A 22,845-nucleotide genomic window follows, 5' to 3' on the forward strand; every position below is an offset into this window, starting at 1 on the left:
GGAAACAATAGATATTCGTACTTAATTGGCAATAGAGAGAACTCTCCCCATTTAAGATTTTGTAAACAAAGACCTGTACCATTTTTCGTAACTTTTCCGAACATCAAAAGTACACGTCCAAGTGAATCATCAGTAATACCGTGTTCTCGCTGTCGCCAATCAACCATTTTCAAACAAAAATCACCTACACCATTACCTGATGGATAATTAAAAAAAGTCATTCTACAATTTGTAGGTTTCTTATTTTCACCAAAATGTCTGGTTGATAAGATCCTAGCAAAATACAACTTAGGAACAGAGTCCTCTTCTTGTATATTTCTGATATCAACAAGCGTATCACAAAGTTGCCTTGCGTTCGTTTTTTCAGGTAGCAAGTAATACTTGAAGTAATTGGTATCAAAATTCCGACACATACCGGCAATTGTCGTTATCGTTGAAGGCAACTTAAATGTCTGACCATCATGCTGAGACAAAGGAACGTCAGTTTCTTCACCATTAACATCATCAACAGGTGTATCGTCGTATGGCTTACCCGTCGTAATTTTAGCTTCTGGTTTTTCCTCAAGAAAGCCACTCACAATGACAAGCTCATCATCATCAATAGCCTGCTTTACACTTTCGTAAGAATTATATTTTTTCCCCTCAGCTCTACGAGCGCGCAATGTACACGGAACAGCTTCATATTTTTTTTGGTGCTTAAAGTAAGCAGGGGTACCTAAAGCATTAACTTCTTTGTCTTCTGGTGTTCGAGACAGATTCGTAAAGCAAGCCGGGCAATATAAGGCCCCTTTCATACCTACGGCATACTCTGTTGGAATAATTCTTTGTGCATTTTTTAGTAGTGTCGCACGAATGCCATCTTCATGATTCCAACCAGTGCAGTACAAAGCGTGAGGTATTCTTCTGTTTTCCATAACTTTCTCCCTTATTCTTAATGATCTACTATTACCAGAGTAAGGTATGCAAGTTGTTGATCTTGGACTCAAAACCACCCAAAAGAAATCATACGCATTACAATAAGCGGAATTTATTTAAAACAATTCACGCTGCCTGCGCTTCAATTCAGCCTGACGCTGTTCTCTGATTATTTCGGTAATTTGTCGTTCAGTCAGTTTATGGTGATTCGCCAATTGTTCGATGTTGCGGCCATTGTATTCACGCCAAATAGAAATATTACGAAGGGCTGATTTCAGCTTAGAGCCATTGGGAATGTAGATGTCGCGGCCACCGAAGTAATGCCCTAGGGCAATGGTGAGCTTGTCGGCTAGGTGAGGCTCATCAACCTTGGCTCGTTTCAGTTCACTATTTAGCACTTCACTCAATGACTGCAAGGTGGAAGGCCAACGCTTGCGCACGTTATCGTCAGCAATTTCAGTAACACTATTGATCAATAGTTCCAGCTCTGACGTTTCCGTTTTGAAAATCTCGTGCTGCTGTTCCATTGCTGTCACCCTGAATTAATTTCGATCTCTCTATTTAGCTATATGATTGTTCTTCTGGTCAATACAAGGCTTCTGGACGGGTATAAAAAAAACCGCCAGGAGACGGTTTAACCATCAGATAAGTGCTAATAACTAACGTAAATTGCTAACTTGCTATTGCCCACAACAGATCGAGGCACAAGCTATGGAACCTTAAGACCATTACGAGCCTGATTTTTTATACAATTTAGAATATTGTTGTACATTCAAGCAATTTCCTTTCTTCCATGCAACATCAAGTGCGTCGTCACGTGACCCAGCAACCCTTGTTACAGTGAAGTCAGGAGCACCAATTAATTCATTCATTTCTTGAGATGTTTTTTGTTGTGTTCCTTGTTTGTTAACCCAATATGAAGCTTGAATCGCACAATCAGCTGCGTTTTTGCCCTTATATCCGTTAGCGTTTTCAGCAGCTACATAAGAAGTGTTGGTTTTATTACTTGAAAATACCACGTACAAAATGGTCTTCCTTATATGAAGGTAAAATTTCATGATTAACTATAAGTTATAGAAAATCATTTTAGCAGGAGAAAAGCGACATTCAATAGGATAAAACACCAGATATATTTGTAATATCTAAGGCGCTTTGTATCCCAATGTTTTATGTGCGTATAAGAAAGTTCTGTTCAGGAATTGCTATGAACTGCAAGCCAGCCCGAAAGCGGTTTATCATTAATCCACATGCTGCTGCGAATTTTGCGCCTCTGAAATGATGGCTTGTGATTCACTTCTCGCTTAGCAGTTTACTGTCATAAATTCATACCCTTCGATCACGGCTTTATACCCTGCCAGCCCTGTACCGTTACGATTTAGCGGTACTGTCCACCCAGCTTCTTTCATCCGGTCGGCAAGTTCTCGTTTATGCCAATTTTTGAGTGATTCCAATACGGTGTACGCTTGATTGGCATCACACCAGCCTACATGTTCAACACCTTCGCCTTTGTTTCTGTTGGTTATACGGCGCACGTAAGCATCTAGTGCCGATTCACTGCGATCACGCACGATGTCGTGCTGGGCCATGATTATCCAGATGGCGCGAATTTTATCGATTTCAGCGTGTTTGGCTTTGCCTGCTTTGGGGCTTAAACGGCGTTTAAACGGTGTTTTACCCCCTTTCCCCTGCCGTTTGAATCCTTGGATTTCCATTGCGGTCAGCACGAGTTCTAGCTGTTTAATGTTCATTTTGCTACAGCTGGAATGCTCGCCATTGGCAAACAGTAAAGCGCGGTAAGTATCGTCATCTAGTGCTAGCTCTCGCTTGCCGACATGGATTAGCTGTATTAAGCGATTTCGGTTATCCATCATTCAATCCTAAATTTAGGGTGTACGAAGCCCCACACGGGGGCGTGTATTTTCTGAAACTTTATTAATTAATCGATTTAGCTGCTCATCAGTACCCAGCCGCTACGCTGGATAGACATCACCCTTTTTACTGCTTTAACAAGGGCGATGTTTCGCTCATTTACTCGCTCGGTGGCGGCGTTTTCCCCATTACCCACAACAGGGCATCACTTACCCCTTCGGCATAGGTTTTACCCTTGACCTCTGCGTTAATCTCTTCCAGCTGCTGCGCCTTATCCAGTTCATTTAACACTGCTAAACGGGTATGAGGGGCAACGAACGGCATATTCAAATGGCTCATATTTTTCATGGCACCTCCTATAATGCCGCTAAATCTAACGGGATATTAATCAACTTGCCTTCACTGGTGCGCTCTCGGAAATTCAGGTACGTTTTTGAACCCGTGACCATAATGGCATCGGCGATGGCTTCCATGGCATTCATCCAACGCTGGTCGATGATTTTATCTTTGTGCTTACGCAGGGAAAGAATACGGCCTGTATTCAAGTTACCCTCGCGGTCTACTTCAAAAGCATCGTTAATAAGCACTTTTAAATAATCGTTAGCGTCTGAACTCCAATCTTGCACACACTCATCAATCAGCTCTTTGGCTATCTGTAGTTCGGGACCAAAGGTAATTCGGTCTTGCACTGTGATTTTAATTTGCAGTGCTCCATCATATGAACTGAAAGAAAAACCACCTTTAGCACCACCTCGCTTTTTCTTCGTTTCATATTTTTCAGCTAATAGTTCAAGGAACGCATAACAATCTTCATAAACTTTTCGTTTGAATGTTTTTAGCGTTTGCTGAATATTTCGTGCTTCTGAAATATGTTTTTCCACAAAGTCATTTATTTCAATATCGTAATCATCGACAGTTGAAATAGGCACAAGACGCTGTTTGCTATCCAGCATGTATCCGTGAGGTACTTCTGATACCTTAGTTACTTCTTGGGTATTCATTCTTTTTCCTTTAGAACAGTTTAATTCGTAATTCCGATTTGCTGCCCGCGTAAAAGACGCTGATAAGCTAAAGAACATGCATCATCTCGGGCAAATAACGATGCCCTTTGCGAAAGAGCCTTCCTTGCCTTACTTGGTTTTGCCTCCCCAGAGCCCCTTACATTCTTGCAGTAGTTACAGGTTCCCTTTTTAATTTGCCAACACGGCCTTCTAATAAGGCAACAATTACACTCAACTAACAAACCATCTTCTTTTATTAATTGATATGTGGTATTTCTTTTACCGCCACACTTTTTAATAAAGCCATAAGTTTGCAAATTATTAAGCTGATACTGTACTGCTCGCCCTGTCACATCCAAGATATGCATTGATATATCAAGGCGGGTAAGAGGCTTTTCCCGAAGTACGGCAAGAACCTTCTCAGCCGTTGTCATAAACCCTCCAGGTAACTAAACACCCACCGTATGGCGCTACATTTAGTGTCGATAAATCACTACCTTGGCGAGTTATTACAGTAAAGCCTTGGCAAAGGTTAGCTGGGCGCTCTATTTCAATAGTCGGACGAATATTACCAACTCGCGTAGAGCGAATAACTAATCCTGCTTTTTGTAATTTTCGTACCGCGTGATTAATTAAATTAACTCGCGACGTTAATTTTGCCTGTGTCATTTTTCGCTCCTTGAATATTTTTTGCTCCACAACAACTGGTTGTAACGTGTGGCCAATTTGGTGAGTTCTTTTTCCAGTAGCTCGTTGAGTTTTAAAGCATCACCACCAGCCACACGTTTGAAGTAGACTAATTGGCTTTCCAGCGAATATAAATCCTCCTCATTAACCTGATTACCATGCTGTCCACGAAGGGGAATTCCCTTGTTTAACGGTGAATGACGTGGGCGACCATTTTGATAAAACTGCATTCGCTCCTTATGCACGACTGACGCAGGGCGTGAGTCAACCTGCGCAATTTTAATCGTTACCGGCTGTTTCGAGTGGGGGCATCCACTGTGACACGCCTTATACAACATGACCCGCTGCGGATTAGTGGCTGCAAACTCTCGCTCCTGATGGTATTGGCATTTATCTAGGCTGATCTCACCAAGGACGGGGCACATGACAACCTGATTCATGTAACGACCTTCCACCAATTTACTTATTCGGCTGAGATCCCCTTTATAAGTCCCTTTCAGTACCTGGTTAACCTGTGTAGCACTCACACCCAGTTCGGCGGCAATGTGACGCTGTGAGTCCTGGTTACATTTCTCACGCAGAACCTCAATCCATTCGTCACTCATTTGCACTCTCCTTGAATGGATAAATCTTCTGCTCGTTCACGTCCCACATGCCTTGTTTACCTCGATCTACTGGACTATCCGGACCGGTATTACGCACTAATAGGTACATGGCACATTCACCTTTTTTGTTCCCTTCCAAACAAATTTTCCTGATGTATCCCGCTTTTTCTAATCGTTGGGTAAAGCTACTCACAGTACTGCTCGCCACTTCAGCAGCCATCATTAAATCAATACGGCTAAATTTCCGAAGTACCCGCATGGTGTTCCACATCCGACGTCGAGGTTTGTTTACCTTTCGATGATGAGTAATACCGCTTCCTCTTCGCTGTCCTTTCCCAAACTGAAGCACTTCGTCATTCTTTACAGCATATAAATAGGGGGCTTTAGCTCTCACGATTTTTAACGCCCCTTTGCGTAATAAAAATTGCACAAATGTTGACACTTTATAGCGTTTAATTTGCGTGGCATCTGCCACTTCCCCAACGCTAAATATATTTTTCTTGAGCATTTCGCCCCACGCCCGTTCTCTCGGACTTTTGTTATCGCACAACATACAACGCGTAACCTCCGTGTTTAAAATCGAGTTATATAACTCGCTCGTCTTCGCCCCAGTGAGCCAAATCAATCAGTTGAACTCCATCTACCTGGGCCTTACGTTCAATCGTCTCTAGCGCAATCGCTGATAATCGATAAGAGCCATGAGTTTCAAGTAGTACGCGGCGCAGCAGGTCATCCGCCACTTCAATGCCATCTTCAAGCAGGTCACGAACCATGACTTGTAAGTCTTCGATTGCGGCAGGCTGGAACTCATAACGGGCAGAGATACGGCTATCGAGCTGCGGCAGCATTTTCACTTTGCGGGCGATTTTATCCATCCCCACCAGGATGATGACGGTATCGGTCAGATCATGAATATCGCGGATCATTTCAAGGAGATCGGGCTGGTCCATGTAGTAGTCAGCCTCATCAAGGAAGATCACCTTTGGCTCCATTGAGAGTGCATCGACCACTCGCTCAAATTTCACCATTTTATTGCGGGGACGATCGCGGATACCAAGCTCTTTCAGCAGACGGTCAAGAAAGCTACCTGGTGTTTCCAGACGAACGGCTCGCAGATAAACACCATTTTCAATGTTGTTTAGCAGCTTCAGGGTGGCCATCGTTTTACCAAGACCTGGGCGACCATCCATCAGGCCAATGGCAGGAACCGCAGGAGAACGAGAAGAGGTAAGCTGGGAAAGCAGAATGCTCGCCTGTGCAACGTTTTCAGTATATGCAATTGTGTATTTCATAATGTATAATCCTTATTCGATATTGAATGCCATTGGCATTTTTCTAAAACCAGTCGCCTATCGGCTGGTTTTCTTTTCTTCATTCCCCGATTTCAACCGCTCCGCCATTGCCGCCATTTTCGGCTCTGCTTTTCGGAACTTATCCATCGTTATAATTTCGTCTGCCGTTAAAGAACGAACATCCGCCTGGCGTAAGTAATAAGTGAACTCCTCCATTTGATTGCGGAACCGTGGTTTGGCCTGTTGTGCTTTTAATACCTCATCTATTTGCAACTGCTCTTTCCGACGCTGTTCAAATTCGGTTCGATCCATTCGTTGCGTTTCAGGCTGTTTAAGTGCTTGTTTAGCGCCACGAGTAGCGGCGGTATCAGCCACTTCAGTTCGATGTGGCAACCCTGCAATAGTGGCATTGCGCTGTTTGGCGGCGGCTAATACATCCATCGCGACATCACCCACCCCAATTTTTTTGCTGGATTGACGAAGTGCTTTACGCTGCTGTGCCAGTTGAGCACTTTGCTGACGGCTAGCCTCTTTAGAAAGTTCGCTGAGTGTCACACCTTGCCATGCTAACTCTGGATTACGAGCTGTGCAGATGAACTCCATTCCTTCAGGGTTAAACACGTATAGCTGACCGACATCATGCGGATTCCACGAACAATAAAGATCCTGGCCAATTCGCTCACCCAGTTCCGTTGCAAAATAGCTGATGCCTTCAACAACAATTCCGGCGTCTTTATTGGCAACTCGTACCCCGGCAGCACGGCCTGAACGGGCAGGAACAGGGCTGAGCAGTACATCCAATGTGCGTTCACAATCCATAGTCCTAATGGTGGCGCGGTGTTTCTGCCATTGTTCAAATGGGGTGCACCCCAGCTTCCGATGCGGTTTATGGAGGTAGAAGTTATTTACCCAGTCATCAATGATGGCTTGCAGCTCTTTTGATGAGAGCGAGACTTCAACATCGGCCCCTTTGCTCAAGCGCATTTTCCCGTCACTTCCTTTCACTTTCGTTGTGGCCATGATCTGGTCGGCAAAGCTTCTACGTGAACGAAGTTCCTGACGTTTTGCGACATTGTGCCCGCCATATCCTGGCAATAACGTGCTGACCCCGTGCGCCCATGTTCTGAAAAAGCGCTCGATAAACGGCTTTTCATCACCGGCAAACGGTTTTGTCAGTACCTGTTCGATCTCAAGGCTGGAGATCACGCTCATGACTCGACGACTGGTGTAATCTTTTCCGTTATCTGTTTTAACCGTGTCGGGTATGCCAAATTCAAGAATGGCTTTACGCATCAGTAAACAAACAGCTTCGGCACTGGATGTTGGGTGTACGATCAGAATTGGCCGACGACTATAAACATCAATGCCACCTATAATGCTGTGGCGTCCGTCTGTCAGTAGTACGTCTGACGGGGTTGAATCGAGTTCCCATAGCTGATTAATGCGCGAGATGTTTTCTGCGGCATTCCCCCACGCAACCTGACGGCGATTTTTGAAATCATCAGGATTACTAAGCTGATTAAGTACCAATTCAAATTCTTTGCGAAAAGACTGAAGCCAACGGCGAACAGCACTAAGAGATGGAACCGCACCGCTGATTTTATCTAACTCGATCTGCGCCCTTATAGCCTCTTGCAGATTAGTGGCCTGAATATCAGGCTGATGCCACATCATGCCCCGGCAAAAGGTCTGCAACTCAGCATGTTCATCAATCATATGTTGGCGATCAGATTTATAGTTGCCTGCTAGTGCGCCTGCCCCTTGATTTGCCAATGTTTGTTCCCAGCGACGGAGCGAACGCATACTGACGCTTTGAACGATCTGATAGATATCTGCATCAAAGCTAAGCTGCTGCTGGTTGTACTCTTTAATAAAGGCTTCTTCCCCTATCGTCTTCTGCTTTTTAGCAATGAAAGGGGCAAGGTATTGCTTGTAACAAGCAACGATTAATAATCTGGCTTCAGCTCGGCCTTTGGCGTTACCTTGCAACCTGCCAAATTCTTGCGTGCCCTGCTGTAGTGTCTTAAGTCTGTCCTCCTCCTTTTTCTGCTGTTTGGCCACATTGCATTTAGCGATGGCTTTAGCGGCTATTGCTACCGGATCTGTCTTGCTTAATATTTCGATTTCACGTTTAGCTATATACGCACGAGTTTGATCTGGAAAATCGTTAATGTGATATTCAAAGCCTTTACCTTTGAGAACCTTCCTTTTTATCCATCCGTCTTTTTGCGCGCGTTTTCTCACTCCAAATGGTGAAGATGGAATACCTGGAAGTCCTTTAATGTCCTGAATAGAGAACCATTCTTTACTCATCACTTCCTCCAACAAGCTCCACTTCAAGAGTTTCGGATAACTTACTCATGATTTCCCTAGCCAGTTTTCTTTGCGGCTTACAACCTTTTTCTGGTGCAAACATATTGATGCAATACAGAACTGTCCTAGGGTTATAGAAATTGGAAAGCGCCCAGCTTCTTACTGTCCAACCTTTAGCACGCAACGCTCCATAAATTTGGTTAACATTCTCTATTTCCATTACGTAACTCCATGTTATTCTGTTGTCGCAATTAGAAAGTTACCAACTGCGACATATAAGACTCTATGCGTATCATTGGGAATGCACAAGTCTTATTGTGTTGTTGTATTCCCGTATTGGACTCACATCACACACATAAAGACTCGACGCCAATACAATCAATGACTTATAAAGAAAGACAACTTATGAATAAGGAAAGCAATTCAGTTGCTTTTGATGATGACGGAATAGCAACTTTTCCTGACCGTCTAAAAGGACTCATAGAAAATGAATCATTGCGTAAATTTGCACTGGCAGTGGGTATTTCTGAAGGAGGGTTAAGAAAATACTTACCACCTGGGAGATCAAAACCAACATTTGATAAATTAGTGGCTATTTCACGCTATAAAAATGTGAATATTGAATGGCTGGCAACTGGTGTAGGACCAATGATGATTGGCGATGAGTTAAAACAGCCGCCAGCAAGCATTACTAACGCAGAGTTTAATGAAGAGTTTATTCTGGTTCCTGGTTATCACATCCAGGTAAGTACGGGGAATGGAGCCTGCTTCCAAGGCGAAGAGGTAAAGCGGCACCTTGCATTTCGTCGCAAATACCTAAAATACCGCCAAAGTAACCCTGACTTATTGGCCGTGGTGTTTAGCAAAGGCGATAGTATGGAGCCAACCATAAAAGATAATGACAGCTTGCTTATAGATTTAGGCTGCACAGAGCCTAAAGACGGCAAAATCTTTGTAGTTCGCATTGGTGACGACCTTTACGCCAAACGCATACAGCAGCTGGTTAGTGGCGGTCTGGTTCTAATAAGCGATAATAAAGAATATAGAGAGCAGGTAATTCAGCCTGATGAAGTAAATCAGCTTCAGGTTATTGGCCAAGTCATCTGGATTGGTAAAGACGTTTAGCAAATGGCTCCAACTTATGCCAAAGCATGCGGAGCCATTTCCTTAAACACCTTTTAAATTGCCATTTTGAGAGATTTTAAACATTTCCTCCGAAATCCACTCGAAGCCAGTCATATCAAGGCCGCCCACGGATTTCCGCCTCTTCCCGGTTATTCCCATATTTGTCAGAGTAAGTGGTGTCCTACAGCGGCCTAGAGGTCGCCTTATTTTTATCCCCCCTTTTTCTTTGGAAATCAGCAACAGAATGTCACGTGATGATTGGTATTCCCTTTCATTTCAGATACTCTGAATAAAGTACGTTAAGGCGTGACAGGGAAAAAAGATGAAGAAAAATAAGAATGATGCAAAGTTACTCAAGAAAGCACTGGAACTCGGCATTGCGTTTGCTAAAAAGCAAGGCTACAACGATTTAGAACGTTATGTGTCTTCCACTGATAAAGTTGAATGTATTTATCGTTTACTTGTGCAATACAAACAAATCACACCACTAGCTGTAGACCAAGAAGACGGTGTCAACATGAAGCACAAATTGGTGCTATGGATCTCTCGCCTATTACCGCCCGACCACGAATTACTGAAATAACCCACTCTTCGTGACGCCCTAGAGCACGAAGACACATATCACCCCGTCATGAACTGCGACTATCTAGCAGTTCATGATGCATTGTTCTGGGTTAATCAACTTAATCTATCAGCAACGCAGTCGCTTCTATCAACAAATCCAATTTTCTTTGCCAAACACGGCTATCCAACATCGTTTCAATAGGCTGCACTATATTTAATAAACACGATCAAGAAAACAGATGTTCTAAACCATAAGACGTAAACTAGAATCATAACTTTAGAGCGGTTTATAAGAGATAACGTATGAAAATCAACACTGTATTATGCCTATTATTGGCAATAACCTCTTTTACTGGTTGGGCATCAGAACGAAGTGAGCAAGCTTGGGATCTCATCGAGCAAGGCGCATTCTTAGTCGATGTACGAACTCCAGGTGAATTTAGCCAAGGGCATCTAACCGGGTCAACAAACTACCCGCTAAACACCATAGATACCGCGTTTTCCGATGTAGATAAATCAACGCCAATCGTCGTATATTGCCGCAGTGGTAATCGTTCAGGTCAGGCCATGAGCCACTTAAAAAAAGCGGGCTTTACTCAAGTCTATAACGGTGGTGGATTAGAAGAGATGCAGTCCACTCAACCTAAATAGGTTGCACAGCTCCTCTTTTGCGTTACTGATACTGATAAAGCAACGCAGTTATTTCGTCAGGTTGGTATAAGTTGTTTATACTTTTGAAATGAATAATACGCTCACTTTCAATCGCGTAGCGAGCCTATCTTGTTATCGATACGCTTATCTTACCTTGCGTTTGCTTGCATTAAGTTTATCAGCTTGCGTGATGCTAACAGGGTGTGACAACAGTGGTGAGCATCACTTCAAAGACTACCATCAGCGTTTAGCCAACGTATTGGATACCGACCCGATACCTTTTCACCCTCTTGATTCTCTGCCCAACTTCCCTTCGACACGCACTTTATATGTCCCAGAAGAAGACATCCGTATCGGGTTACTTGATGCTTACGAACTTCGTCGTTGCGGTTTATTTCAGCTTATTGCCGACCGCAACTCAAGCTTAGGAAAAGTCCAAGATAAAACTCGCCAGCTCAGATATGAATTGCTGCTATTAAACGGGCTAGAAAGATGTGTGACACAAACAGTACCTGCCAGCGATGATAATCCTATTAGTCAGCCTCTTATTGATGAGCTCACTCCCATTAAGCAAAAAAAACAACAACAGCTTAGATCGGTAATATGGAATATGCTTGCAACGGGCAAAGAGTGGCGGCAACAGTTTGTACTTTACCCACATACTTTTGATATAGATAACTTCGCTGGCTTAACAGCAAACCTTGCAGCCATGGAGGATATATTAACGCTGTTAGAGTATTCGCAAAGCCAGCCAGATGCCGACAATAAGCCGACTCACGAGATCACACCAAAGCGTATTGATGAAGCTTTAGCAAATAGGCTGTTAATACACCAAGAAAATATTCACCGTAGCCGTTACTTTGGGCAACTGTATTACTCCATAGCGAATGCGACCCAATGGATCAACATCACTACGCAGTTGTTGAATCAGCAAGAAAGTACCATTATCTGTGGAGAAAAACGTAATCAGCAACAAGCCGAGTACCTTAAAAACGTGTTTTACCGTTTTTATAACCCTAAAATTCAATCTTACCTTGCCGAGTTAGATTCGCAATACCTCCAAGTTAAGCCTGTTTTACAACAAGTCTTTAATCAATTACCAACCAAGCACCCCGACCTTCTGGCATATAAAGAGGTCTTTATAGACGGAAATTTACACCAAGCTTTTCGAATTGCGGTTCTGGATCACACTAAATTTTGGCAGCGCACTTTTAAACGCTGCCAATTTAAAGTTGGAATATAAGAATTAATCCAAACACTTAGCATGCCAGACCAGCAAACAGTATATTTGATAACCAAACGCGCAATGAAAGCGAAAAAAGAGAACGTAAACACTTGCACGCTTAGTGGCGAATCGCTAATATCTTTTGCGTTCCGTTGAATAACCTTTTTAAAGGCTAACAACGATGAAGATGCTCGCTTAGCTCAGTTGGTTAGAGTACTTGCATGACATGCAAGGTGTCACTGGTTCGAGTCCAGTAGCGAGCACCATATTTTAGATAACACATACTACGGGTTATCATGCTGTACAATTTGCTCGCTTAGCTCAGTTGGTTAGAGTACTTGCATGACATGCAAGGTGTCACTGGTTCGAGTCCAGTAGCGAGCACCATATAAAAGAGCCTGCTTTTTAGCAGGCTTTTTTTATGCCTGTATTTTTGCTAGACCTCATCGATTAAACAGTCGGCTTACTGATGTGCTCGCTTTATAACCAGCTGTTAAGATGATTCGTATTTAGGCTTTAAACCGAAAGTAAGCTCCTTTACTATGCCCTCATACATAGCACCTAGGGTTACAACGAATGCAAAAAGTAAAACTGACAGCAAATCCTCAAATTGCAGTTATCTTCAAAGGTTGGTCTAATGATTGGGCGAAAGAAAGCCAAGCAGATCAAAAAGACATGGCAACTAAGTTTCATACCGTTTACAAAATTGCTGCAGATGCATTTGCAAATGGCGAAGAAGTTGAGCTTACTTTCGTTTCAGCCTTATTCAGCGACTGTAAACAAAAAGCTGAAATGGCTGCAGCGATGAATGAAAAAGTTAAAGCGAGCTTGCAAAGTGACGATGAACGCGCACAACGCATTATCGCTAAAGTGAATACAGCAGCCCAAGATGCTGCATACGTTGTGAATTACCTCAATAACGTATTATTGCAATCAGCCTAAACACGTTTACTGCAGGGGTATCGCCATACTCCTGCATTCTTATTAATGATGACAAACTCCCCCGCTTCCCCTTTATCTGCCTTTTAATTCAATAATCAGTATCGCCCTATTCACCCTTGTGATCACCTATGCGGATAATGCCGTTTTATCCATCATATTTCATCTGACAGCATAGATCTTTCACTCTAACGCCTTCTGACGCAAACGTTACCCTACACTGTGAATTTTTTAACACATTTTTTGTGAAGTAAACGCAAGCCAATACTTCTAACATCACATATTTGCTCACACACCATGCAACCAAGCCGACTTTCATCACAAAATCAATGAACTGAGATTGTAAGATAACATTCTTAAATGTGAGAATTAAAACATACAAACAAGCAAATGTTACTTAAATAACATACATAAGGTCGAGTAATGAACATTAAAACGGCTAACAAAACAGCACTAGCAGTGTGTATATCTACCCTTCTCGCTTCTACTAGCCTACAAGCAGCCAATATCTATCAAAACGAAAACGGTGACAATTTAAACCTATATGGTGAAGTTGGCGTTGGTGGCCATTTTGGTGCAAATTTTGAGTACGGCGAATTTTTTAAAGACCAAGCTTACATTGACGATTCTTTTGCAACCTTGGGTGTGAAAGGTAAAAACGGCCAATTAGTTTACCGCTTAGAGCTAGATTTTGAGCGTGAAAACTGGAAGTACGGTTCCGGCGATATGGTGCTTAGCATCGATAAAATGTTCATTGGCTACGCCCTTAACGACTACCACTATGTTGAATTTGGTTTAACCGATACTGCATTTGACGATTACGACAAATGGGGTGACTTCACGTTCGATACCACAGTTGAAACAGGTGAAGCAGGCGACCAAGATGCGACGGTAAAATATGAAGGTACTTATGGCAGCTTCAAGCTAGGTACGTCATACAGTTACAACGCTAAATCATCTTCTGGCTCTCTTCTTGGCGATGTTGTTAATGGTTACTTCGGCTACTTTGGCAGTCGTTTTTCAGCAGTCGTAGGTCTTGAAGGCCGCGGTGGTGCAGAAGGCGAATCTAAATACGGTAAGCAAAAGCTTGCAGGTCTTGGTATGCGCTTCGCTGTTACCGATAGCTTCCACCTTGGCTTTAATGGCTACATTGAAGACGAAGATATTGCTCAAACCAAAATCCCTACCGATATCACAGATCCAAACAACAGCGTTCACCTTTATAACGACTATCAAACCCTTTACCGCAAAGGTGCGCTGATCTCAGGTAAATATGAATTCACACCACAATGGGAAATGACAGGCTCTGCCAACTATGAAGCCTATGAAGAGTGGGATAAAGACAGCGAATTTTGGGATACCAAAGAACACAGCTGGGGTTCAAGCCGCACATGGGGCACGCTGGGTGTGAACTTCAAACCAACACCATCATCAATCATTGCGCTTGAAGCTAATGCTGGCGATGCAGCACAAGATGTGTACGCCTACACGCGTATTTACTTCTAATCAGACACTTTAAAAAGAATTTAGGGATTGAAGGACACCCCATCATGAATAAAAAAGTCACCTTACTTTCCGCTGCTATCGCATCCGTATTAGCAGCACCAGCAATGGCTGGTATTAACGATATTATTATTTCTGAGTACGTTGAAGGCACTAGCTACAACAAAGCAGTCGAGCTAGCAGCAACTCCATGTTCAGATATGAGCCCCCTTAATCCGGGGCAAATACAGGGGAATAGCTTTAAGTCACCACTGATTAATTCAGGCTTTGTCAGTGATGATGAATACTTAGTTCAAGGTGTGGTCAGTGCAGTATCAACAAGCCTAACGAAAGGGTTCTTCTTATACGCATCAGATGGTGACGAATTAACATCTGATGGTATATTCATTAAAACTAACGGCCTTCTTTCCGAAGAAATGGTAGGCCAAGAAGTCTGTGTTAAGGGTTTTGTAGAAGAGAAATATGGTCAAACTCAAGTCACTGCAACTAACGATAAATGGGAAGTTGTCGACGCAACACCTGTTAAACCGACTGCAGTTGACCTTAAACGTATCACAGCAGATGGTAAGTACTTCAGCAAAACGCTAGAACGCCATGAAGGCATGTTAGTACGCCTAACTGACAACATGGACGAAAGTACTAAAGAAAACGAGACCATGCGTGTTTCTCGTACCTTTAGCTACGACTATAGTGGCCATCGCAACAATATGGTGTTGTCATATAAGCGCCCTAACATGCAACCCAACCAAGAACATGTCGCTGGTAGTGATGGCTCTATTGCCCAAGACAAACAAAATAAAGACTATCGCTTATATGTTGAAACTGATCAAAAAGCAGATGACGGTGTAATTCCTTTCTACCCTGATTTCAATGACAAAGAGACTGTAAAGAAAGGCCAAGATTACATTCGTGTTGACGATAGCATTACAGGGCTTGAAGGTGTCATTTCTTACAGCTACGGTGACTACCACTTAATGGCGACTAACACCATTAGCCGAAAGGACATTATTCATAACACCGATCGTAAATCAAAACCTCAACTAGATGACAGTACAACATCAGATAAGTTTGCGATTCGTATCGCCACTCAAAATGTATTGAACTACTTCAACTCACCGTTTGGTGGCCCTGACAACCCACGTAACGATAACCGAGGTGCAGATAGCGAGTTAGAATTCCAACAACAGCATGCAAAAATAGTTAAAGCGATTAACAGCTTAGATGCCGACATCATTGGCTTGATGGAAATTGAGAATAATGGTTTTGGTAACTACAGTGCGATCACTGAGCTTGTAAACGCCGTCAACAAATACTACTACAAAAAAAACTACTCTAGCCGTCACGATGAAAAATCAATTCATAACCAGTACGTCTTCGTTGGTTTTGACTCAGATGGCAACACAGTATTGGATGAGTTTGATTCTGTTGGTTCAGATGCTATTACTTCTGGCCTACTATACCGCCCAAGTAAAGTCTCGCTAGAGCAGGCAAAAATCATCCCAATGCCTTCGCAGCAAGCACCAATGATCACTGATGAAAATGGGGCTGCGCTTCTCGATAGCAAAGGTGAAATTCGTGAAACCGGTAAGAACTACCAGCGCGATACTATTGCTGCGACTTTCCGTATCCAAAACACGGGTAAAAAAGTCACGGTATCAGTCAACCACCTGAAATCGAAAGGCTCTACCTGTTGGGAAGATTGGCAAGGCTGGGAAGCATGGGAAAAATTCGATCCAATCAAAGGTAAAGTTGAAAACAAAGACTTCCAAGGTTCATGTGAAAACTTCCGTGTTGCCGCTGCTGAACAACTCGGTAAAGAAATGGCAAAAATCGGTGGTGATCGCGTTATTATTGGCGATATGAACTCCTATGCGCACGAAGATCCTATGCTAGTGCTAACCTCTAATCCAACAGGTAAAACACTGAAAGCCGCTCGCGATACCTTCATCGGTAAACGACCTCAATTTGGTGAAAATGGCGCTATCATCACTGATAGTTACGGTTATATTAATGCTGTTAGCCTGAAAGATGCTGAAAACAAGAAAATGAGCTGGAGCTACTCTTACAACGATGAGATCGGCTCACTTGACCACGTTCTTATCTCACCATCCCTTAAGAAGCACCTATTGGATGCAACAGACTGGCACATCAATGCCGCTGAATCGACGCTGTATGATTACAACCAAGGCCGTAAAGGTTTAAGTAGCAGCGAAGAGAAAACGACTCCGCATAACTTCTATGCTGAAACGCCTTACCGTTCATCTGACCATGACTCTGCAATCATGGCTCTTGGTTATGGTTACGGTGAAGCTGATGGTGCGCCAGTTCTGCTAACCACTACCAGCAGTCGTATGGATGTTCCTTATTCCATTAACACAGATAAAGCACTTATCGGCGATATCGCTGAAATCTCATTCTCTCCAGAACCTGAAGACATGAGTAAAGTTGCGTTACCTACAATGAAGTTAAGCAAAAATGGTAAACAACTTGTAGAGTTTGACGTTAGTGGTATTGAACCAGGTAACTACACTGTGACCATGAAGCTAACACGCCCTAGTGCGCAAAAAGCCTCAACAGCAACAACCGTGGCTGGCTCAGAAGTGAGCATGCAAGTTGAAGTGGCTAAACGTGACTCAACGAAACCAAAAGTAGTAATTCCACCATACGACGGTAGCGGCGGTTCATTTGGCATCTTCGGTTTACTGTCTCTACTGGGTTTAGGCTTCTTACGTAAAGTAAAAAAATAATCTAAACGCGGTATACACGTAATACTCATCTCAAGAGGCTAACTTCGGTTAGCCTCTTTTTTGTAAACTATCCATTCCTCTAGTTACCTCAATCCCCTTCACTACTCGCAATACCAAATATGCTAAGCTCTGCGGGTCAATTCTCATCGAGCATACATTTTGAGCCCAGAACGCGCTGGCCAGATGGTCATCTTTCACTCCCTTGTTAAGGCGGGAAACTTTACCGCTGCAGGTAAACAACTCGGTGTATCTACATCACACATCAGCAAACAATTAGGTGCATTAGAAACGGCACTGAATGTTAAACTAGTACAACGTACAACCCGTAGTTTTACCCTAACAGAAGCCGGTGAAACCTATCTACATTATTGCGATCATGTCGTAAAAGCCATGCAAGATGGCGAAGCGATAATGGAAGATACACGCGATGAAATTTCAGGTGTTTTACGCTTAGGTCTTTCACAATCTTTTGGCACCATGCATTTGATCCCAGCTATTGAACAATTGCAGCGCCACTACCCTAAATTGCGCGTTGAAATCAGCTTGTTCGATCATAAAGCCGATATGATCGAAGATGGCTTAGATCTTTGGATCACCAACTATGAACACATCCCTGATGGTTATGTCGCACAGCGCCTGGCTGAAACACGTTTTGTGGTGGCAGCATCGCCAGAATACTTAATGCATCACCCTGCTCCCTTACACCCAAAAGAGCTGACTAATCATAATTGCTTAACGTACCAGAGCCGCCAGAGAAACTATCAATCTTGGTCTTTTAAACAACATGACAAACAATTAAAGATTGACGTTGAAGGCAATTATCGAGTCGATCTTGCTGAAGCCGTACGCGATGCCGCTATCGCTGGCTGGGGAATTGCTTACTTAGCGACTTACTTGCTAACGGATGAATTTAAAACCAATAAACTCATTCAATTATTACCTGAGTGGCAAGCTAACCAAGCGATGCCATTTTATGCGGTATACCCAAGTCGAGCACATTTACCTAAAAAAATATCCGCAGTGATCGGCTTTTTTAAAGACTACATTGGTGATACGCCCTACTGGGATATTGAACTTCGCCAACATATTGCTATTTGATACCTTAAAAAACACCGGTTTGTCAGGCTTTTTACTGTATTGCCAGTACTTTCTGATGGCAACAATGCTGATTAAACAATCAATATTGTTGCCGTGATCATTCGTATCACCCAAAACATCTTTTCCAAATGGAAATAATCCTTTCAGTGAAAATAAATAGCACTTATATATTAACAACTTAAAAAACCCGACTGTGGCACGCCGCTCTCTCATTACAGAACGCTAACATTCACCCCTTGCAACCGTTTGCGTCATGCATAAAATGCAGCGCCTACACACTCTGTTACAAGGTTCACCCATGTCTTCTTTACTTGGTATTGTGGCTATCTTAACGTTTGCCTACTTATTTTCTAACGATCGTCGCAACATCCCATTAAGAACAGTTAGCCTAGCCTTTTCATTACAAATTCTTTTCGCTTTACTTGTTCTGTATGTCCCTGCCGGCAAAACCGCCCTTGGCGCTGTTAGCAACACCGTATCAAGTGTTATTGATTATGGACAAGAAGGTATTGCGTTCTTATTTGGTGGCTTAGCAACAGGCAGCGTTGGTTTCGTATTCGCAATTAACGTACTGGGCATCATCATTTTCTTCTCTGCACTTATTTCGGCCCTGTACCATATTGGCTTAATGCCAAAAGTCATCAATATTGTTGGTGGTGCACTGCAAAAGCTACTTGGTACTGGACGTGCAGAATCCTTGTCTGCAACCGCCAATATTTTTGTCGGCATGGTCGAGGCTCCCTTGGTCGTCAAACCTTACTTAAAGAATATGAGTGATTCACAATTCTTTGCAGTAATGACATGCGGCCTTGCCTCTGTTGCTGGCGGTACGTTAGTTGGCTATGCATCACTTGGCGTTGAATTGAATTTCCTAATTGCGGCGGCATTCATGTCGGCACCTGCGGGCCTACTGATGGCGAAAATCCTATTTCCGCCAAGTGAAGAAACCAATAATGAAGACGAAATCACTTCCGTTGATTTACCACGCGCAACCAATGTTGTCGAAGCATTAGCAGACGGTGCGATTGCAGGCTTACGCATTGCCGCAACCATTGGTGCAACATTACTTGCTTTTATCAGTGTTATTGCATTATTGAACGGTCTGTTAGGGACTATCGGTGATTGGTTTGGTCTGACGCTTAGCTTTGAATTGATAATGGGTTACTTGTTTGCCCCTGTCGCATACCTTATTGGTGTGCCATGGAGTGAAGCAATTACTGCGGGCTCGCTTATCGGTAACAAAGTCATCGTCAACGAATTCGTTGCCTTCATTCAGCTAATGGAAGTAAAAGATCAGCTAAGCCCACACTCTCAAGCCATTATTACTTTTGCACTGTGCGGTTTTGCGAATATTTCGACCATGGCGATACTAATTGGTGGACTTGGCAGCCTTGTACCAGAGCGCCGTACTTTTATCTCTAAACATGGGTTTCGTGCCATTACGGCTGGCGTACTAGCCAATTTAATGAGTGCTGCTATTGCTGGAGTCATTTTGTCACTCTAAGACGTTAGATACGCGTTACAGATGATCAAAAAAGGGGCTCTATGCCCCTTTCTAATACTGTCACTATCATCGTAGCCTACGTCTCGTATTCTGCCGGTATATCTATATCAGAAATAATAATATCAACACTGTTTAGGCTGCAAATAAACGCAGATTTCACCACACCAAACTTGCTGTTATCAATCGCCAGTACAACATTCTGAGATTGTGTAATCGCCCTTTTCTTATACGCCAATTCGTTAAACGAGTAACACGTTAAGCCATGCGCAGGATCGATACCTGCCGCAGATAGAAAGGCGGTATCGAAACGGATATTGTCTATCTCGCTGCTATCACCTAAAGGGTAAAAGTTATTATGCTTGCTATCGTAAGCGCCACCACACAGAATCACATGACAGTTTGGCTTATTCTTGAGAGCCATAAAAACATTCAAAGAAAAACAAACACCAGTAAAAGATATTTCATCACTGATCGCTTGGATAATATGAACAATGGTTGTGCCGTTATCAAAGAAAACCGTTTGATTATCAAAAACTAAGCATGCAGCCTCTTGGCCTATTTTCGCCTTTTCTTTAACATGATTAGTACTCTGTTCGTTAATGACATATTCAAGTTCAGCGGCACCAATTTGCTTCTTTACTACATAGCCACCAATTAAACTCACCAATATGTTTGGCTCATTAAAATCACGACGAATCGTCATTTCAGATACATTTAAGCTTTCCGCTGCATCTTTCAAATGAACCTTTTCTTCTCCCAGCAACAACTCCGATAATTGCCTTATTCGTTTTTCTCTTTTTGTTTCTACCATCAACTCACATACCAATTATTATCATCTTTGTATTTTAGATGACTTTCCTATGCCCTAAAAGACGCAAACGATGCGTCTGTGCACATAAACCAATAAAGTACTGATTATATTGAGTGTTTAACATCATCACCTTGATCTATATATATGAGACTAACAATTAAAATACGATATCTGCTCTCTTTAATTTGCGCTCTATACCATTAGCCGTCACTATAGATACACGCTTCACTGCTTGGATCTTCCTTTGCCTACACAGCCTACTCCAGATGTAACGAACAACACTCTAAAAATAGCGACGTTCAATCTTTTCAATTACATTGAACCCCCACTGGCCTATTACGATTTCGAGAATATTTATAGCCAAGAAAGCTGGCAGAAAAAGCAAGATTGGATTTGCGACTATATAGAGCAATATCAACCAGACGTGATTGGCTTTCAAGAAGTATTCAGTGCTGATGCCCTACAAGCTTTGTTAGCGAAACAAGGCTACGTTCACTTTTGCATCGTCGATGAACCCACCATTATTGATCACTACATCTGCCGCGATCCTGTGGTTGCTTTAGCATCTCGCTACCCAATTAAGGCTGTATCTGCAATTTCAGCGCCTTTTCATGTTGCGGAAAGCATCGGGCTTGATCCTGAGTTTTCATTCAGCAGAAAACCATTACGGGCAACCATAGATTTGCCCCATGTGGGTGATACTGATTGCTATGTGGTGCACTTAAAGTCGAAGCGTCCCATGCTTGAAGCTAGTACCGAACAACATACTGCAGGTGCAAGCACTCCGTCGACGAAAGCACAGGTACTCGCCACGTTAAAAGCAGAAGTGGTAGGAAGTTGGGGATCATCGATTCAACGAGGAAGTGAAGCCGCACTTTTATATTACGCCATCATCGAACGCAGAGAAGATACAGGTAACCCTGTGGTGTTAATGGGTGACTTTAATGATGATATTCAGCAGACCCCTTTACAATGCTTAACAACAAATAGCATTCGAGATCGCCAAGTATCCGATCAAAAACAGATTCTGGATACCTTTTGGTTAACAGACAGTTTCAAACTTTACCAAACGACAGATTATGCTACCACTGACACTGTTCGCTCGCCGACTCACTATTTTGGGGCGAAAGGTAACGTGCTGGATTACATCTTATTATCCTGCGAATTCAATGCTGAATATAACGCCAGTTTGTTTGAAGTCAGTGATTACCAAACTTATGATCGTCATTTAATCAATCCAATTTTTGACCGTGATGGCAACAGTACAGACCACGGTATTGTGAATATTACACTCAGCCTTCGCAGCTAACACCCGCCTTCCAGTCATTGATTATTAAGTTCGTAGCTTAGTCGCTTAACCTCACCAACCAATGACACCTGATTTTAATCAGAGCCTGTTACTTCCGTGGTTTCTTACCTAAACGAACACCATCACGGATGTTCAGGCCGATCATGGTGGCATTAGTTGCCCCTGCCAGTAACTCAATCACTTGGAGTAACCAGTAACGGGTATCAAATAAACCTTCCGCTGACCATGCAGCTAAGAAATAAGCTGCAGGTATCAAAATAACAACACCATTAAAAGCCGCAATTTTCAATCGCATCGCTTTGACAGCTAAAACACCTTTTGGCTCTGCTGGATAAAGCTTCTTACCTGAAATACCAACAACCATCATCGACAATACAAGCACGGCGACCCACTGCAAAATGGTTTGCTTAACCAGCGTAATAGTTTCATACGAGCCGAATAAGTCAGCAACAACGCTTGATGTAAAAAAGGTCGTTATCATCAATAAAGCGATAATACCGGCTAGGCGGTGGACTATTTTAACGGCGGCTCTATTCATCAAACTCTCACTTGCTCTTAAGTTGTGTTATGGCTTTTCAGCACTGTAGAGCAAAGAATAGACCGCAACAGTTGCAACTGCAACTGCAACTATTTTTATGGCAATCATCATCCAAGTTGGCCCCTCATTATTGATTTACAGACAATAAA

25 protein-coding genes, 2 tRNA genes and 1 other RNA gene are annotated in these 22,845 nt (G+C 42.9%); 12 read left to right on the forward strand and 16 right to left on the reverse strand.

Translation table 11 applies throughout. From position 1 onward, the window contains the following. The 14 genes from ASV53_RS03530 to ASV53_RS03595 all read right to left on the reverse strand — a co-directional run. A partial coding sequence (locus tag ASV53_RS03530; RefSeq protein WP_141226226.1) for a hypothetical protein occupies nucleotides 1-914 on the reverse strand: 914 nt, incomplete at its 3' end. Nucleotides 915-1,031: 117 nt separating this feature from the next. Beyond that, nucleotides 1,032-1,442, reverse strand: a complete 411-nt coding sequence (locus ASV53_RS03535) for a Mor transcription activator family protein (RefSeq protein WP_094956126.1) — start codon at nucleotides 1,440-1,442, stop codon at nucleotides 1,032-1,034. 201 nt (nucleotides 1,443-1,643) lie between these two features. Then, complete coding sequence (locus ASV53_RS03540; protein ID WP_094956127.1) at nucleotides 1,644-1,940, reverse strand: hypothetical protein; 297 nt, start codon at nucleotides 1,938-1,940, stop codon at nucleotides 1,644-1,646. Nucleotides 1,941-2,216: 276 nt separating this feature from the next. Beyond that, the gene (locus ASV53_RS03545) at nucleotides 2,217-2,786 is read right to left on the reverse strand and encodes a gp16 family protein (RefSeq protein ID WP_239928716.1); all 570 of its coding nucleotides are present in this window, start codon (nucleotides 2,784-2,786) and stop codon (nucleotides 2,217-2,219) included. Nucleotides 2,787-2,858: 72 nt separating this feature from the next. Beyond that, nucleotides 2,859-2,941: hammerhead ribozyme type II (locus tag ASV53_RS03550), an RNA gene on the reverse strand. 2 nt (nucleotides 2,942-2,943) lie between these two features. After that, the gene (locus ASV53_RS03555; protein WP_094956129.1) at nucleotides 2,944-3,132 is read right to left on the reverse strand and encodes a hypothetical protein; all 189 of its coding nucleotides are present in this window, start codon (nucleotides 3,130-3,132) and stop codon (nucleotides 2,944-2,946) included. Nucleotides 3,133-3,140: 8 nt separating this feature from the next. Further along, nucleotides 3,141-3,785, reverse strand: coding sequence for a DUF3164 family protein (locus ASV53_RS03560; RefSeq protein WP_205049177.1), 645 nt, complete (start codon nucleotides 3,783-3,785; stop codon nucleotides 3,141-3,143). A gap of 20 nt (nucleotides 3,786-3,805) precedes the next feature. Further along, nucleotides 3,806-4,219 carry a hypothetical protein gene (locus ASV53_RS03565; protein WP_094956130.1) on the reverse strand — a complete coding sequence of 138 codons (414 nt, stop codon included), beginning with the start codon at nucleotides 4,217-4,219 and terminating at the stop codon, nucleotides 3,806-3,808. Beyond that, entirely contained in the window at nucleotides 4,206-4,454 is a 249-nt protein-coding gene (locus ASV53_RS03570; protein WP_094956131.1) for a Kil protein family, read from the reverse strand. Before ASV53_RS03570 ends, ASV53_RS03565 begins: the two co-directional genes overlap by 14 nt. Continuing rightward, nucleotides 4,451-5,077, reverse strand: a complete 627-nt coding sequence (locus ASV53_RS25380; RefSeq protein ID WP_189337814.1) for a helix-turn-helix domain-containing protein — start codon at nucleotides 5,075-5,077, stop codon at nucleotides 4,451-4,453. Before ASV53_RS25380 ends, ASV53_RS03570 begins: the two co-directional genes overlap by 4 nt. Further along, on the reverse strand, nucleotides 5,070-5,585 hold the full coding sequence (locus ASV53_RS03580) for a hypothetical protein (RefSeq protein WP_141226227.1): 516 nt from the start codon (nucleotides 5,583-5,585) through the stop codon (nucleotides 5,070-5,072). Before ASV53_RS03580 ends, ASV53_RS25380 begins: the two co-directional genes overlap by 8 nt. A gap of 76 nt (nucleotides 5,586-5,661) precedes the next feature. After that, nucleotides 5,662-6,369 carry an AAA family ATPase gene (locus ASV53_RS03585; RefSeq protein WP_094956133.1) on the reverse strand — a complete coding sequence of 236 codons (708 nt, stop codon included), beginning with the start codon at nucleotides 6,367-6,369 and terminating at the stop codon, nucleotides 5,662-5,664. A gap of 57 nt (nucleotides 6,370-6,426) precedes the next feature. Beyond that, entirely contained in the window at nucleotides 6,427-8,682 is a 2,256-nt protein-coding gene (locus ASV53_RS03590; protein ID WP_094956134.1) for a DDE-type integrase/transposase/recombinase, read from the reverse strand. Beyond that, on the reverse strand, nucleotides 8,675-8,902 hold the full coding sequence (locus ASV53_RS03595; protein ID WP_094956135.1) for a hypothetical protein: 228 nt from the start codon (nucleotides 8,900-8,902) through the stop codon (nucleotides 8,675-8,677). The genes ASV53_RS03590 and ASV53_RS03595 overlap by 8 nt, the downstream gene beginning before the upstream one ends. A gap of 185 nt (nucleotides 8,903-9,087) precedes the next feature. Between ASV53_RS03595 and ASV53_RS03600 the strand changes: the two genes are divergently transcribed. The 11 genes from ASV53_RS03600 (at nucleotide 9,088) to ASV53_RS03650 (ending at nucleotide 20,038) form a co-directional block, all read left to right on the forward strand. Continuing rightward, nucleotides 9,088-9,807 (forward strand): LexA family transcriptional regulator, encoded by a 720-nt coding sequence (locus ASV53_RS03600; protein WP_205049178.1) that lies wholly within the window; start codon nucleotides 9,088-9,090, stop codon nucleotides 9,805-9,807. A 322-nt stretch (nucleotides 9,808-10,129) separates the two neighbouring features. Then, nucleotides 10,130-10,390, forward strand: a complete 261-nt coding sequence (locus tag ASV53_RS03605) for a DUF5062 family protein (protein WP_062691131.1) — start codon at nucleotides 10,130-10,132, stop codon at nucleotides 10,388-10,390. A gap of 284 nt (nucleotides 10,391-10,674) precedes the next feature. Next, nucleotides 10,675-11,022 carry a rhodanese-like domain-containing protein gene (locus tag ASV53_RS03610; RefSeq protein WP_094956137.1) on the forward strand — a complete coding sequence of 116 codons (348 nt, stop codon included), beginning with the start codon at nucleotides 10,675-10,677 and terminating at the stop codon, nucleotides 11,020-11,022. An 88-nt stretch (nucleotides 11,023-11,110) separates the two neighbouring features. After that, nucleotides 11,111-12,265 (forward strand): DUF3080 domain-containing protein, encoded by a 1,155-nt coding sequence (locus ASV53_RS03615; protein WP_239928717.1) that lies wholly within the window; start codon nucleotides 11,111-11,113, stop codon nucleotides 12,263-12,265. A 171-nt stretch (nucleotides 12,266-12,436) separates the two neighbouring features. Further along, a tRNA-Val gene (locus tag ASV53_RS03620) sits at nucleotides 12,437-12,513 on the forward strand. 44 nt (nucleotides 12,514-12,557) lie between these two features. Continuing rightward, a tRNA-Val gene (locus tag ASV53_RS03625) sits at nucleotides 12,558-12,634 on the forward strand. Between the two features lie 189 nt (nucleotides 12,635-12,823). Continuing rightward, nucleotides 12,824-13,189: a hypothetical protein gene (locus tag ASV53_RS03630; RefSeq protein ID WP_094956138.1), complete on the forward strand. Its 366-nt coding sequence runs from the start codon at nucleotides 12,824-12,826 to the stop codon at nucleotides 13,187-13,189. Between the two features lie 420 nt (nucleotides 13,190-13,609). After that, nucleotides 13,610-14,692, forward strand: coding sequence for a porin (locus tag ASV53_RS03635; RefSeq protein WP_094956139.1), 1,083 nt, complete (start codon nucleotides 13,610-13,612; stop codon nucleotides 14,690-14,692). A 44-nt stretch (nucleotides 14,693-14,736) separates the two neighbouring features. Further along, nucleotides 14,737-17,436: an ExeM/NucH family extracellular endonuclease gene (locus tag ASV53_RS03640; protein ID WP_094956140.1), complete on the forward strand. Its 2,700-nt coding sequence runs from the start codon at nucleotides 14,737-14,739 to the stop codon at nucleotides 17,434-17,436. 159 nt (nucleotides 17,437-17,595) lie between these two features. Then, nucleotides 17,596-18,534: a LysR family transcriptional regulator gene (locus tag ASV53_RS03645; RefSeq protein WP_094956141.1), complete on the forward strand. Its 939-nt coding sequence runs from the start codon at nucleotides 17,596-17,598 to the stop codon at nucleotides 18,532-18,534. A 298-nt stretch (nucleotides 18,535-18,832) separates the two neighbouring features. Continuing rightward, a complete protein-coding gene (locus ASV53_RS03650; RefSeq protein WP_094956142.1) occupies nucleotides 18,833-20,038 on the forward strand; it encodes a NupC/NupG family nucleoside CNT transporter in 1,206 nt (401 codons plus the stop codon). 76 nt (nucleotides 20,039-20,114) lie between these two features. Here the strand turns inward: ASV53_RS03650 and deoR are convergent, their stop codons facing one another. After that, nucleotides 20,115-20,849, reverse strand: coding sequence for a DNA-binding transcriptional repressor DeoR (gene deoR, locus ASV53_RS03655; RefSeq protein WP_094956143.1), 735 nt, complete (start codon nucleotides 20,847-20,849; stop codon nucleotides 20,115-20,117). 244 nt (nucleotides 20,850-21,093) lie between these two features. Here deoR and ASV53_RS03660 point away from each other — a divergent pair, with 244 nt between their 5' ends. After that, the gene (locus tag ASV53_RS03660) at nucleotides 21,094-22,158 is read left to right on the forward strand and encodes an endonuclease/exonuclease/phosphatase family protein (protein WP_205049179.1); all 1,065 of its coding nucleotides are present in this window, start codon (nucleotides 21,094-21,096) and stop codon (nucleotides 22,156-22,158) included. Nucleotides 22,159-22,246: 88 nt separating this feature from the next. Here the strand turns inward: ASV53_RS03660 and ASV53_RS03665 are convergent, their stop codons facing one another. Then, nucleotides 22,247-22,696 carry a hypothetical protein gene (locus tag ASV53_RS03665; protein WP_094956144.1) on the reverse strand — a complete coding sequence of 150 codons (450 nt, stop codon included), beginning with the start codon at nucleotides 22,694-22,696 and terminating at the stop codon, nucleotides 22,247-22,249. Between the last annotated feature and the right edge of the window lie 149 nt (nucleotides 22,697-22,845).

The sequence above is a fragment of the Photobacterium sanguinicancri genome (assembly GCF_002265265.1).
In the GTDB taxonomy this organism is placed as follows: domain Bacteria; phylum Pseudomonadota; class Gammaproteobacteria; order Enterobacterales; family Vibrionaceae; genus Photobacterium; species Photobacterium sanguinicancri.